The 13,609-nt window shown below is 55.1% G+C and carries 14 protein-coding genes; 3 read left to right on the top strand and 11 right to left on the bottom strand.

The window, feature by feature from the left end:
• Positions 1 to 3 precede the first annotated feature (3 nt).
• The 6 genes from ACR0BD_RS06220 to ACR0BD_RS06195 all read right to left on the bottom strand — a co-directional run bounded on the left by ACR0BD_RS06220 (position 4) and on the right by ACR0BD_RS06195 (position 6,023).
• Positions 4 to 1,134, bottom strand: coding sequence for a murein hydrolase activator EnvC family protein (locus ACR0BD_RS06220; protein WP_480829456.1), 1,131 nt, complete (start codon positions 1,132 to 1,134; stop codon positions 4 to 6).
• Complete coding sequence (gpmI, locus tag ACR0BD_RS06215) at positions 1,131 to 2,648, bottom strand: 2,3-bisphosphoglycerate-independent phosphoglycerate mutase (RefSeq protein WP_480829455.1); 1,518 nt, start codon at positions 2,646 to 2,648, stop codon at positions 1,131 to 1,133. Before gpmI ends, ACR0BD_RS06220 begins: the two co-directional genes overlap by 4 nt.
• 102 nt (positions 2,649 to 2,750) lie before the next feature.
• Positions 2,751 to 4,424, bottom strand: coding sequence for a sulfatase-like hydrolase/transferase (locus tag ACR0BD_RS06210; RefSeq protein ID WP_480829454.1), 1,674 nt, complete (start codon positions 4,422 to 4,424; stop codon positions 2,751 to 2,753).
• 65 nt (positions 4,425 to 4,489) lie between these two features.
• A complete protein-coding gene (gene nqrM / locus ACR0BD_RS06205) occupies positions 4,490 to 4,732 on the bottom strand; it encodes a (Na+)-NQR maturation NqrM (RefSeq protein ID WP_480699831.1) in 243 nt (80 codons plus the stop codon).
• 12 nt (positions 4,733 to 4,744) lie between these two features.
• Positions 4,745 to 5,770, bottom strand: a complete 1,026-nt coding sequence (locus ACR0BD_RS06200; RefSeq protein WP_480829453.1) for an FAD:protein FMN transferase — start codon at positions 5,768 to 5,770, stop codon at positions 4,745 to 4,747.
• 67 nt (positions 5,771 to 5,837) lie between these two features.
• Complete coding sequence (locus ACR0BD_RS06195) at positions 5,838 to 6,023, bottom strand: hypothetical protein (protein WP_480829451.1); 186 nt, start codon at positions 6,021 to 6,023, stop codon at positions 5,838 to 5,840.
• A 109-nt stretch (positions 6,024 to 6,132) separates the two neighbouring features.
• Here ACR0BD_RS06195 and ACR0BD_RS06190 point away from each other — a divergent pair, with 109 nt between their 5' ends.
• The 3 genes from ACR0BD_RS06190 to tviB all read left to right on the top strand — a co-directional run bounded on the left by ACR0BD_RS06190 (position 6,133) and on the right by tviB (position 9,045).
• Positions 6,133 to 6,657: a CBS domain-containing protein gene (locus ACR0BD_RS06190; RefSeq protein WP_480699834.1), complete on the top strand. Its 525-nt coding sequence runs from the start codon at positions 6,133 to 6,135 to the stop codon at positions 6,655 to 6,657.
• Between the two features lie 85 nt (positions 6,658 to 6,742).
• Positions 6,743 to 7,756, top strand: coding sequence for a GDP-mannose 4,6-dehydratase (locus ACR0BD_RS06185; RefSeq protein WP_480829450.1), 1,014 nt, complete (start codon positions 6,743 to 6,745; stop codon positions 7,754 to 7,756).
• Positions 7,757 to 7,761: 5 nt separating this feature from the next.
• Positions 7,762 to 9,045 carry a Vi polysaccharide biosynthesis UDP-N-acetylglucosamine C-6 dehydrogenase TviB gene (tviB, locus tag ACR0BD_RS06180; protein WP_480829448.1) on the top strand — a complete coding sequence of 428 codons (1,284 nt, stop codon included), beginning with the start codon at positions 7,762 to 7,764 and terminating at the stop codon, positions 9,043 to 9,045.
• A 36-nt stretch (positions 9,046 to 9,081) separates the two neighbouring features.
• Here the strand turns inward: tviB and nqrF are convergent, their stop codons facing one another.
• From nqrF to ACR0BD_RS06155, 5 genes are read right to left on the bottom strand one after another with little or no spacing between them, the layout of a single operon-like run.
• Positions 9,082 to 10,305, bottom strand: coding sequence for an NADH:ubiquinone reductase (Na(+)-transporting) subunit F (gene nqrF, locus ACR0BD_RS06175; protein WP_480829447.1), 1,224 nt, complete (start codon positions 10,303 to 10,305; stop codon positions 9,082 to 9,084).
• Between the two features lie 10 nt (positions 10,306 to 10,315).
• Positions 10,316 to 10,924, bottom strand: coding sequence for an NADH:ubiquinone reductase (Na(+)-transporting) subunit E (gene nqrE, locus ACR0BD_RS06170; protein WP_480520774.1), 609 nt, complete (start codon positions 10,922 to 10,924; stop codon positions 10,316 to 10,318).
• Positions 10,924 to 11,577, bottom strand: a complete 654-nt coding sequence (locus ACR0BD_RS06165; protein WP_170495196.1) for an NADH:ubiquinone reductase (Na(+)-transporting) subunit D — start codon at positions 11,575 to 11,577, stop codon at positions 10,924 to 10,926. Before ACR0BD_RS06165 ends, nqrE begins: the two co-directional genes overlap by 1 nt.
• On the bottom strand, positions 11,577 to 12,404 hold the full coding sequence (locus tag ACR0BD_RS06160) for a Na(+)-translocating NADH-quinone reductase subunit C (protein ID WP_480699838.1): 828 nt from the start codon (positions 12,402 to 12,404) through the stop codon (positions 11,577 to 11,579). Before ACR0BD_RS06160 ends, ACR0BD_RS06165 begins: the two co-directional genes overlap by 1 nt.
• Positions 12,397 to 13,605 (bottom strand): NADH:ubiquinone reductase (Na(+)-transporting) subunit B, encoded by a 1,209-nt coding sequence (locus ACR0BD_RS06155; RefSeq protein WP_480829446.1) that lies wholly within the window; start codon positions 13,603 to 13,605, stop codon positions 12,397 to 12,399. The genes ACR0BD_RS06160 and ACR0BD_RS06155 overlap by 8 nt, the downstream gene beginning before the upstream one ends.
• Between the last annotated feature and the right edge of the window lie 4 nt (positions 13,606 to 13,609).

Below are 13,609 nucleotides of genomic sequence, written 5' to 3'. Positions count from 1 at the left end.
CGGTTATCCATCCTTGTCGGTCCGAAACCACGATTCCGGGTCCACGGGGCTGTTATCTTGTCTTACCTCTATATAGAGCGTTTCTGATCGGTCAGTTCCAGTGCCTTCACCGCTTGTTGACAAAATAGCGCCGATTTCTGGCGTTTCACCGGGCATAAGCCCGACCGGAGTGCCCTCAGGGATGACCTGACCGGTCTCACCATAGATTTCCTGAAGGCCGGAAAAGACAAACAAAAGACCCGGCTGGGGTTCCAGTATGACCAGATTCCCCAGATCCAACAGCGGGCCGCGATACCGGATCGTGGCCGCGGTTGGCGATGTAACAATTGCTCGTGGACGGGTCGCAAGCACAATGCCCGGGCGTGTCACACCTGCTGCATCCGTATCGTTCGCCTGATGCAGGATGACACCTTGCGTCGGCAACTCCAACTGACCAGCCCGGTCTGACACGTCCGCGCCGGTTTCAGCGATTTCACCTTCTGAAATCAACGAAAGCCCGCTTGCAAACCCGTCCAGTGTTTCCGTCGAAGAGATCAGGATAGCTGTGCGAATTGGGTCTTCGACAAACCGCCGCGGCAGGTCGGTACGGTCTGCAATCGCTTCGCTTAGGCGGGTGCGAGCGGTTTGCACCCCTGTCAAACCTTCGACCAGTGTTTCAGACGCGCTTTGTTGCAAAAGCCGAAGTGTCTGAATTTCGCGCAAGTCTTCGGCCAACGCTTGCGCGCGGGCATTCAGTCCAGGCGTGACCTCTGACAACATCATTCCGGCCCGGGCAGACCCCAGAGGCCCAGAAGGGTGCAGCAGCAAAACTGGTGGTGTCGTCGTTTCTATGGTTTGCAGAACACCCAGTAACTGAGCCACGTCCTTTTCACGTGCGCGCAGCTCGGCGCTTAGCTGTGCTTCACGCGTGGCGGCCTGTCGCAACCCATCGCGCATGGCCGTTAACCCTGCCTCATAAGCCTGAATCGTCACCGTCAAAGCACGCACCCGATCACGTGCGCTTTCTGCTTCGGTCAACCCGATCGAGGCCTGTTCAAGTTGCCGCGCCGCGTTTAGCGCCGCAGTCGAGGGGTCAGTCTGCGCAAATGCAGGCCAAGCCATAACAAGCGCAAGAAGGGCGGCGCACAATCTCATGACAGCAAGCTCTGCCCCGTCATTTCCACCGGCTGATCCAGTTCCATCAAAGCAAGCAGTGTCGGTGCCAGGTCAGACAAGCGCCCATCCCGCAAAGCAGCGCCTTCGGGGCCACCAACCAAAGCGACAGGAACAGGGTTCAACGTGTGTGCAGTGTGCGGCCCACCTGTTTCCGGATCGAACATAACTTCGCAGTTACCGTGATCCGCGGTCACGATCATCGCACCACCGACTTTTTCCAAAGCCTTCACAACTTGGGCCAGCCCTTGGTCAACCGCTTCGCAGGCTTTGATCGCGGCCCCAAGGTCACCAGTATGCCCCACCATATCTGGATTGGCATAGTTGGTCACGATCAGATCGTAGCCGGCCTCTATCGCCTCGACGAACTTGGCAGTAACTTCGGCCGAAGACATCTCGGGTTGCAGATCATATGTCGCGACTTTGGGGGATTTTGGCATAAAGCGATCTTCGCCCTGTTCGGGCGTCTCTTTCCCGCCATTCAAAAAGAACGTTACATGTGGGTATTTTTCAGTTTCGGCCAGCCGGAACTGGCGTAAACCTTGCTTCGCGACCCATTCCCCCAATGTGTTCACGATATCCCGTTTGGGAAAAACCGTTGTCATGTAGGCGTTGTGGCCATCCGAATACTCAACCATACCCAAAAGGCCCGACAAATCCGGGCGTGGGCCTGTTTTGAAATCGTTGAAGTCTGGCTCACCGATTGCACGCAGAATCTCACGCGCGCGATCCGCTCTGAAATTGAGGCAAAAGAACCCGTCACCGTCTTTGACACCGGAATACCCATCCAGAACCGTCGGAACGATAAACTCATCAGTCTCAGATTTCTGATAAGCTTGTTCAACAGCCTCTTGCGAAGAGCTGGCAAGGCGACCTTTTGCATTGATCATTGCCGCGTATGCTTCGCTGACCCGTTCCCAACGATTGTCGCGATCCATCGCATAGTACCGACCACATACGGTCACGACACGCGCCCCGTCAGGCAGACGGTTTTCCAACTGGGCAATGAACTCAAAAGCGGATTTGGGGGCAACATCGCGCCCATCTGTTACCGCGTGCAGCGCAACCGGGATACCGGCATCTGTCACAGCCTTGGCCGCCGCGACGATGTGGTTCACATGACCATGTACACCACCATCAGAAACCAGCCCCATCATATGTGCTGTACCGCCTGCGGCTTTCACACGCGCTATGAAGTCCTGCAACGCGGTGTTCTGAAAGAACGAACCGTCCTCGATAGCCAAGTCGATCTGCCCAAGGTCCATCGCAACAACACGGCCCGCGCCGATATTTGTATGGCCGACTTCGGAATTCCCCATTTGTCCACTGGGCAGCCCGACGTCAGGGCCATGCGTAATAAGCGTGGCGTGCGGGCCATTGGCCATAATCGCGTCAAATGTGGGTGTGTTGGCCAGATACGGCGCGTTCGCCTTGGTGTCATCTGACAGACCCCATCCATCAAGAATACAAAGAACGACGGGTTTGGGGGCGGACATTAAAGCTCTCCAGATTTTCTGCTCGTGCAGGTCTTTTACTGCCTGCCCTTCCTCTGGTGAACCGTCTTTCGCCTTGTTCAGGCCAAATTAATCAAAGCGCCATCAATCTTTGCAGATTTGATCCCGAAATGGCCGATTTTTCCGCCCACGATACTTAACGGTCAATTCAAGTGGTGCGTCATTTTCGTCATATACGCCAACGACAACGCCCCTACCCCGGCTCTTGGTGCGCATCTCGATCAATTGGGCTTCGGACCTTGTGGTTCGCTGCGATGGGCGGCGCGTCCAGGTGAACAGGTGATCGTACATCATCTCGATGATTGCCGTGTGGTCCGCGCTATCGCCCAGGTCCTGCAACTCATCCGGGTCGTTCTCAAGGTCGAAGAGCAGAGGCCGATATTCTCCTTCGCAATGGATAAGCTTCCACTTTTTGTCAGCAACCATGAACATAACGGCATCACGGACAGAGGCATGCAATTTGTCGGCAATGGGCGAGGCCGAATAGTCGTATTCGCAAATCACGACATCCCTCGGCGTCTCTTGCTGCTGCCCGTGTAGGATCGGGATCAAAGAGTGCCCCTCAAGGATATGAGACGCCACGTCACCACCCGCGACCTCGACGAAAGTCGGGGCTAGGTCGATGGATTCCACCAGTGCGTCACTGACTGTGCCGCGTGTTGCGTCTGCCTCGTGCGAAGGGTCGTAGATAATCAAGGGAACTCTTGTAGAGGCATCCTGGAAAAAGGTCTTTTCACCCATCCAATGATCACCCAGAAAATCGCCGTGGTCCGAGGTCAGCACGATCATTGTGTCTTGCATCCGACCGGTGCGCTCCATCCAGTCAAACAAGCGCCCCATCTGGACATCAGCTTGTTTTATCAATCCCATATAAGCGGGAATCACGGCGTCACGCACATCCTGACGCGAAAAGGCTTCGCCAACTTTAGTATCCATGAAAGCCTTTAACACCGGGTGCGCATGCTGGTATTCAGCATCCGACCGGACAACAGACTTGACGTGTTGCGGGCCATACATCGACGCATAAGGGTCTGGCACGATGTAGGGCCAATGCGGTTTGATAAAGCTTAGGTGACAACACCATGGACCATCATGGGTTTCCATGAATTCAATCCCACGACCGGTCAGGTACGGCGTTTCGCTGTCTTCCTCGGCAATATTGGCGGCCTCAGTCGAGTTTTTCAGAAACCATCCAGATAGAACGTTCCCATCATCGTCGAGGCCCGAGTTTGCAAAGTCATGCCAAGGATTGTCACTGTCGTACCCTTTTGATGCCAGATACTTGTTATATTCCTTGGCCCCATCAGGGTCATAGTAGCCATCCGGTCCTTCCGGTAGCATTCCGTCGTCGCGCTCGAACACGTCGAACCCGCATTCCGCAACCCGAGCGCCAATCAAGCTGTCAGGCTCCAAGCCCAGCCGCGCCATACCTTCGGCGTCTGCCCGCATATGGGTCTTGCCGACCAGCCAGCAATCCATCCCGGCTTTGCGCAAATGATCCCCCATCGTCATCTCTCCGACCTTCAGAGGGATGCCGTTCCAAGACGCACCGTGAGAATGCACGTAACGCCCCGTATAAGTAGACATGCGAGACGAGCCGCAAATAGGGGATTGAATATAGGCGCGGTCAAAGCGCACTCCGCGCTCAGCCAGACGATCAATGTTTGGAGTATGCAGATGAGGATGACCGTAGCAGCTGAGGTAATCCCACCGCAGTTGATCGAACATTATGAACAAGATGTTTTTGGCTTTGGTCACCACAATGCCCCTCAGGTCTTCAGGGGCTCAAGCTAGCCAAAACTCAGGAAATGGCGAAGCAGAAATTAAGTCTGCGCTTCGCGCTCCATCTGCTCCAACATCTTTTTGGCGCGTTTACATTGCAGCTGGTCGCGCAACGGGCTGTCCGGGTCGATGTCTTTTTGACAAACGACGCATTTGTCGGCACCCGAGATTGCATTCAGACCACCACAACTACCCTTGATGGTCTTACCCATCAGCATCACACCCAACGACATGCCGACCATAACAAGCGCCAGCAGTATGAAGGCCAGAATAAAGGTGCTCATGGTGTTTACCCGTCAGTTGGTGCCCAATGCGTCCTTGAACGCAGTGCTATGTACCGTGATATAGGCATCTTCGCCACCTGTCACATCCCGCGAGATGAAATACACGGCAAGTTTATGCTTTTCAGCAAGTTCCAGACCCTTTTCCTGCCCCAGCGCAAGCATAGCCGTGGCCCAGGCGTCTGCCATCATCGCGTTTTCCGCCAGAACAGTGACCGAGGTGGTTCTGTGCGTGATCGGACGGCCCGTCGTTGGGTCGATGATGTGTGAATAACGCACACCGTCCTGCTCGAAGAAATTTTTGTAGTCGCCCGAGCTGGCCATTCCCAAATCGCTGACCGACACGATCAACTGTGGTGTTTGCGCGCCAGCTTGCGGCTTTTCTATGCCGATGCGCCACGTCTCGCCCTTGTCGTTCTGGCCCATTGTTACAAGATCGCCGCCGATCTCGACCAGATAGTTCTCGATCCCCGCATCCCGCAAGGTCTCGGCCACGGCGTCGATACCGTATCCCTTGGCAATGGCAGACAAGTTAATCCCGACAGACGGATCGGCCTTGGCCAGCGTACCGGCTTCGGCGTCCAGCGCCAGCAACCGTGATTGATCTACGCCGTCGAGGGCGGTGGCAATCTCTGCATCTGAGGGCACCGGGTCTTCCGGGGTCCTCGGGCCAAAGCCCCACAGCTCGATCAGCGGGCCAAGCGTGACGTCGAAGAGGCCACCGCTTTTCTTGTGAACGTCGTTTGCTGCGTTGATGACCAACGCAAATTCAGCAGAAACAGGTATAGGATCGGTGTTGGTGGCTGCTGAGAAGGTCGAAACCTCAGAATTGGGATCCCAGTTCGACATTTTAGCATTGACCCGGGCCAAGGTTTCCTCGACCGCAGCGGCCAGAGCGTCCTCGTCCAAGTCCTCGCCAATCGCTGTGATGTTAAAGGTCGTTCCCATCGTCTCGCCAGACAGGCGCAGCACCTCGGGCTCTTTATCGAACAAACAGCCGGAAACGAGGGTTGCAATGGCCAATACAAGCAATAGGCGCATAGGGTATTCTCCCGAGGGTAAACGTGCCCGGCATATGCCAGCGCCCCCTATCGGAGTCAAACTGGCTTCACAGTTTCAGCGGAAGGAAGCCAAGCACAAGTAATCCCGCGCCGGCGGGCACCCCAAAAAGCCACGCTTTTCGCTTCCAGCCTTCTGCCTGCTGCTTCCACGCCATGCGAAAATTGTGGCCACAAATGACCACGAAAAAAAAGATCAGCGCAGCAATCGGAGGGGTCAGGTAAAGGTCAGACAATGGGCCAAAAATCTCTGGGTTCTGTCAGTTTTGCCCATGCAGGGCAATTGCACCCTATACAGGTAGACTGGCTGCGGTAAGGTAAAGGCAATACTAGAGGAGATTGCCCATGGCCCCAAGCTCTTACCAGCCCCCGACACGCGGCGACAAGGCTGATACGTCCACACGCAGCCAGTCGGTTGATTCGAACTTGTCCCATTCACAAACGACGGTGGCAAAACTGCTGGAGGGGAAAGGCGATGCAGTATTTTCTGTTCGTCCGAACGACACCATCCACTCTGTAGTCAATACACTCAAGGAAAAACGCATTGGTGCAGTTCTGGTAACGGACCAGAATGGAGCTTTGCAGGGGATCTTGTCTGAACGCGATATCGTGCGCCGGATGGCCGACACCCCTGGTCAGACCCTGCCCCAAGCGGTCGAAGACCTGATGACACGCGATGTGAAAACCTGCTCACCCGGCGACCTGCTTAATGATGTCCTTAAAACCATGACAGAGGGACGGTTCCGACACATGCCGGTGCTCAGCGATGGGCATCTGCGCGGGGTCATCACCATCGGCGATGTGGTCCATTTCCGTCTGAAAGAGTTGGAATACGAAGCGTTGCGGATGAAACAGATGATCGTCGGCTGACGTGCTGCGTCGAAAATCTCCTTGACCTTACCCTTGCGAGAGTATCCCTGATGCACCATCAGTTCGCTAAAGGATCGAGGATTGCATGAAACGGGTTCTGGTCACCGGGACAGCAGGGTTTATCGGGTTTCACCTTGCCAAGCTGTTGTTGTCCGAGGGCTTTCGGGTTCATGGCTATGATGGGATGACGGATTATTACGACGTCACCCTCAAGCAAAGACGCCACCAAATGCTTTTGCAAAATCCCGGGTTTTCGGCGACAGAAGACCTGCTGGAAAATCATGATCGACTTTTGCAAGTCGCAGAGGAATTTCAGCCAGAGGTCATTGTGCACCTCGCGGCGCAAGCCGGGGTCCGTTACAGCCTCGAGGATCCGCGCAGCTATATCAATTCGAACGTTGTTGGCACCTTCAACGTCATGGAATTGGCGCGGATTCACAAGGTGGACCATTTGCTGATGGCTTCGACGTCGTCGGTTTATGGCGCGAACGAAGAGATGCCGTTTACCGAGGTGGAAAAAGCCGACACCCCCCTAACCATCTACGCTGCGACCAAAAAAGCGAATGAAGCGATGGGGCATTCCTACGCCCACTTGTGGAATCTGCCGACGACAATGTTCCGCTTTTTCACGGTTTACGGTCCTTGGGGTCGTCCGGACTTGGCCCTTTATAAATTTGTAGACGCGATTTTGGATGATCGACCGATTGATATCTACAACCACGGTGACATGTACCGGGACTTTACCAATGTCGAAGACCTTGTGCGCGGCATACGATTGCTAATCGACGTACCGCCCGTACGACCAGAAAATGCCGATGAAATTGAGGATGGGGACAGCCTGTCGCCTGCAGCGCCGTGGCGCGTGGTTAATATCGGCAATGGGGACAAGGTAAGGTTGATGGATTTCATCGAAGCAATCGAAGACGCCATCGGAAAGAAAGCCATTCGCAACTACATGCCTATGCAAATGGGTGATGTCCCGGCAACATGGGCCGACAATAATCTGCTTCAGCGTCTGACGGGCTATCGACCGCAAACCGATTTCAAAGACGGTATTGCCAGCTTTGTCGCCTGGTTCCGGGACTATCACGGTAAATAAAGAAGATGCTTGAAACGAAACCGGAAGCCCGAAAGATCGCTGTTATTGGCTTGGGCTACGTGGGTCTGCCGCTGGCCGTAGCCTTTGGTAAAATCGGACCCGTGGTGGGATTTGATATCAATCACGCTCGAATTGATGCCCTGCGTCGCGGAATAGACGAAACGCACGAGGTGGAGCCACAGGACCTGACTGAAGCCGCAGGTCTGAGCTTTACCGACGATGCTGCCGATATAGCCGAATGCGACACATATATTGTTACTGTCCCGACCCCCATCACAGCTGGCAAACAACCGGACCTGACGCCCTTGCTGCGTGCTTCTGAAACTGTCGGGCGGGTTCTAAAACCCGGGGATCTGGTGATCTACGAGTCGACTGTTTACCCAGGTGCCACTGAAGAAGACTGTGTGCCGATCCTGGAACAGGTTTCTGGGCTTGTCTTCAACTCGGATTTCTATGCAGGCTACAGCCCCGAACGGATCAACCCGGGGGACAAGGCCCATCGAATAGCCGATATCTGCAAGGTTACATCCGGCTCGACCCCAGAAGTGGCAGAACTGGTAGATGCTCTCTATGCCAGAATAATAATGGCTGGCACACACAAGGCCGAAAGCATTCGGGTGGCCGAAGCCGCGAAAGTGATCGAGAACACCCAACGAGACCTCAATATCGCCTTGGTGAACGAACTCGCCATGATCTTCGGCCGGCTTGATATCGACACGGATGCTGTGTTGCGCGCGGCGGGGACCAAATGGAACTTCCTTCCTTTCCGACCGGGTCTGGTGGGTGGGCACTGTATCGGGGTCGATCCCTATTACCTGACCCACAAAGCCGAAGCCGTGGGCCATCACCCACAAATCATTCTTGCCGGCAGGCGACTGAATGACAGCATGGGTGGTTACGTTGTTTCCCAATTGGTCAAACGGATGACGCGTGAGGGGATCAATGTCAGCGCCGCAAGAGTGCTCGTGCTGGGCCTGACCTTTAAGGAAAACTGCCCGGATCTGCGCAATACGCGTGTCATTGATATCGTGACCGAACTCGACAGCTATGGCGTCACGGTCGATGTTCATGACCCACATGCGGATTCGGGCGCGGCGCAACGGGAATATGGAATATCATTGACTGCCGAGCCGGAACAGGGTGCTTACGACGCGGTTGTTCTGGCTGTCGCACATCAGGAGTTTCTATCGCTGGAGCCCAAGGTGATACGTGGCTACGGCAAACAGCAAAGCGTGGTATTCGATGTGAAATCCTGTTTGCCTAAAGAATTCAGCGATCTGCGGCTGTAAAAAAAACCGACGCAGGATGCGCCGATTTTTCGTTTCTTACCCGCCGAAATCGTCGAGCATGATGTCTTCGCGATCCACGCCCAGATCCAACAGCATGTTAATGACTGACTGGTTCATGATCGGCGGGCCGCACATGTAAAACTCACAATCTTCGGGCGCGGGGTGGTTCTTGAGGTATTCATCGAACAGAACGTTGTGGATAAAGCCCGTATAGCCCTTCCAATCGTCCTCAGGCTGCGCGTCCGACAGGGCGACATGCCATTCGAAATTGTCAAACTCTTCGGCCAGTTGGTCAAAGTCTTCGACAAAGAACATCTCTTTCTTCGAGCGCGCACCGTACCAGAATGTGATCTTGCGATTGCGGTTCTCAAGACGCTTTAACTGGTCAAAGATATGACTGCGCATTGGCGCCATGCCTGCGCCACCGCCAATGAACACCATCTCTTTTTCTGTTTCGCGCGCGAAGAATTCCCCAAACGGGCCCGAAATTGTAACTTTGTCACCCGGTTTCAGGTTGAAGATGTACGAGGACATCTGACCCGGAGGAATTCCATCAGACCCGGGCGGCGGCGAGGCGACGCGGACGTTGAGCATGATCATGCCCTTTTCGTCCGGGTAGTTAGCCATGGAATAAGCGCGTTCAATCGGTTCCGCCACCACGGACTCGTATTGCCACAGATTGAACTTGTCCCAATCCTCGCGATACTCGTCTTCCACGTCGAAATCGGTGTATTTCAACGCATGCGCGGGGGCTTCGATCTGAATGTAACCACCAGCGCGGAAGTTCACATCCTCGCCCTCTGGCAAGTCCAGCGTCAAGGCTTTGATAAAGGTCGCCACGTTTTCATTTGAGCGAACGGTGCATTCCCATTTCTTAACGCCAAAGACCTCTTCCGGGACTTCAATGTCCATGTCCTGTTTCACCGCGACCTGACAGGACAGACGGTCGCCGCAGGCTGCCTCGCGCTTGGTGATATGGCTTTCCTCGGTCGGCAGGATTGAGCCGCCACCCGAATGCACGCGCACCCGGCACTGAGCACAAGTACCACCGCCGCCACAAGCAGAGGGGACGAACAATTTCTCGGCCGCCAGAGTTTGCAGCAATTTGCCGCCCGCCGGGACAGACACGGTTTTTTCACCGTTAATAGTTATGTTCACGTTCCCGGTGGACACCAGACGCGACCTTGCCGCCATGATGATCGCCACAAGGCCCAGAACGATCAGGGTGAAAAGAACGACGCCTAAGCTAAAGGTTTCCATGCGCCCCTCCTTACAGTTTCACGCCCGAGAAGGACATGAAGGCCATCGCCATCAGACCCGCGGTGATGAAGGTGATACCCAACCCCTGCAGGCCGTCGGGAATGTCAGAATATTTAAGCTTTTCCCGAACACCCGCCATTGCGGTAATCGCCAACGCCCAACCAAAGCCAGAGGAAAGGCCATAGGTCGTCGCCTCGGCAAAGTTGTAGTCGCGTTCCACCATGAACAGCGATCCACCCAAGATGGCGCAGTTCACCGTGATTAGCGGCAAGAAGATCCCCAACGCGTTGTAGAGCGGCGGGAAATACTTATCCAAAACCATCTCAAGGATCTGAACCATCGCGGCGATTACACCGATATATGAAATCAGACCAAGGAAGGTCAGGTCCACATCCGGAAAGCCTGCCCAGGCCAGCGCGCCCGGTTTCAGCAGATAGTTCAGCAGCAGGTTGTTGGCAGGCACGGTGATAGCCTGCACGACCATGACCGAGATGCCCAGACCCAGCGCGGTCGAAATCTTCTTGGATACGGCGATGAAGGTACACATCCCCAGAAAGAAGCTGAGCGCAAGGTTTTCGACAAAGATGGCCTTTACGGCCAGTGAAATCAGGGCTTCCATCAGTGGGCCTCTACCTGCTGAATTTTGTATTCACGCTCTTCCACCTGGTTCGGCTTCCATGTGCGGAAGGCCCAGATGATCAGACCGATGATGAAAAACGCCGAAGGCGGCAGCAGCAGCATCCCGTTGGGCACATACCAACCGCCGTTGTTGACCGTCTGCAGGATGGTAACACCAAATAGCGAGCCTGCTCCGAACAGCTCGCGAATGAAGCCGACCAACAGCAGGATCAGGCCATAGCCCATGCCGTTACCCAAGCCGTCGATGAACGACGCTACGGGCGGGTTCTTCATGGCAAACGCCTCAGCCCGGCCCATCACGATACAGTTGGTGATGATCAAACCCACAAAAACCGACAGGGTTTTCGAGATTTCAAACGCATAGGCTTTCAGCACCTGATCCACCAGGATCACCAGCGAGGCGATGATCACCATCTGCACGATGATCCGGATCGAACCGGGGATCTGGTTGCGCAGGCACGAGATGAAGAAGGACGAGAACGACGTCACAAATGTCACCGCCAGCGCCATCACAAATGATACCTGCAGCGACGAAGTCACCGCTAGTGCGGAACAGATGCCCAGCACCTGCAGGGTGATCGGGTTGTTGTCGACAAGCGGGTCGACCAGCATCTCTTTCTTGGTCTGAGACATCAGAATTCTCCTGCTTGCAGTTTGGCCAGGAACGGAGCGTAACCCGCATCCCCCATCCAGAACCGTACAAGGTTATCGACCCCCACCGAGGTCAGCGTCGCCCCGGCCAGCGCGTCGACGTAAAAGTCGGGTCCAGCGGCGGGCTGCGATTTGGCAACGGTGATTTGCAACTCACCCGCATCATCGCGCAGACGTTTGCCATTCCACAGCGCTTTCCAGCGGGGGTTGTCCACCTCGGCCCCGAGGCCCGGGGTTTCACCGTGCTGATAGAATTGGAGACCGTAGATATCGTTGCCGTTGTTTTCCAGGGCGATAAAGCCATAGAGCGTGGACCAAAGCCCATAGCCATGCAGCGGCAGGATGGCTTTGTCCAAAGCACCAGCATCGTCGCGTAACAAATAGACGACCCGATATTTCGACTTGCGCCCGATACCTGCCGGGTCGTTGTCCAGAGCGACGCTGAGGTCAGGGTCGCTGGCGGCAGCGATGTCATCAAAGGTTGCCGGATCGAACTGGTCGTCAGCAAACTCACCCGTGGCCAGTTCCAGCACATGCGGTTCGAACGCGGCGAAGGCTTCGCTGACGTCGACACCGGGCTCATAAACACCCGCGACCTGCAAGACGTTAACTTGCTTGTCCTTCAGCGCATTGGCCTCTTGCACTGGGCGCAAGCTTACCGCGGCAGCCGAGACAACCATTGACGCGACAAGGCAAACGGCAACCGCAACAATGATTGTCTTGCCGACAGCATCTGGCGAGGCCGCCAGGAACTTGGCGAGCGCGCCCTTCGGCGCCTCGTTGTTATCTGGGGATTGCGTATCAGACATGGCGACGCGCCCTCCGTTTGATGTTGGCCTGAACGACAAAATAGTCGATCAGCGGTGCAAAGACGTTCCCGAACAGAATTGCCAGCATCATACCTTCTGGGAAAGCAGGGTTAATGACGCGGATCATCACAACCATGATACCAATCAGCGCACCATAGATGTAGCGGCCCATGTTGGTGTGGCTGGCCGAAACCGGCTCGGTCACCATGAAGGCCAGACCAAAGGCGTAGCCGCCCAGAACGATGTGCCAGTACCATGGCATGGCAAACATCGGGTTGGTGTCCGATCCAATGAGGTTCAGCAGCAGCGAGAAACCGATAGTACCCGCCAAACACCCCACGATCAGTCGGTAATTGGCTATTTTGGTCGTCAGCAAAAAGGCAAGACCGATCATACAAGCAAGCGTCGATGTCTCACCAAAACTGCCCTGTATTTGGCCAAAGAATGCGTTGGCCCAAGTGATCCCATCGGCCGCCAGCGCCTGTACGCCCTGGGCTGCGGTGATACCCAGCGCTGTTGCACCGGAAAAGCCGTCAACCGGTGTCCAGACCGAATCCCCTGACATCTGAGCGGGATAAGCAAAGTAGAGGAAAGCGCGACCCACAAGTGCAGGGTTAAGGAAGTTCTTACCCGTTCCACCGAAGACTTCTTTACCAATCACAACGCCGAAAATGATGCCCAATGCAACCTGCCACAAAGGGGCCGTAGCAGGCATAATCAACGTGTATAGCATTGAGGTCACAAGGAAACCTTCGTTCACTTCGTGTCCGCGGACGGTCGCAAAGATAACCTCGAAAATACCGCCTGCAACAAGCGTCGTGATGTAGATCGGCAAGAAATACATCAAACCATGCATTACGTTGGCGAAAATGCTGTCAGGGTTCAGCGAGATGCCAAATGCCTGCAGAAATGCGATGCGCCATCCTGTCGCCGAATCCGGGCCCAACGCAGCTATGGCTGAATTGGCCTGATAGCCGGTATTATACATCCCCCACAGAATACAGGGGATCGTCGCGATCACGACATAGGTCATGATCCGCTTCATATCCACGTATGACCGCGCGTGCGGCGCAACAGTCGTTACCGTTTTCGGAGTGTAGATAAAGCTTTCCACCATCTCGTAGATGGGGAAGTACTTTTCGTACTTGCCGCCCTTGGTAAAGTTCGGCTCGATCCGATCGAAGAAGCTGCGCAAACCCATTTGG

Source organism: Ruegeria sp. G5 (assembly GCF_056533365.1).
This window is presented reverse-complemented; position numbering and strand designations above follow the sequence as displayed.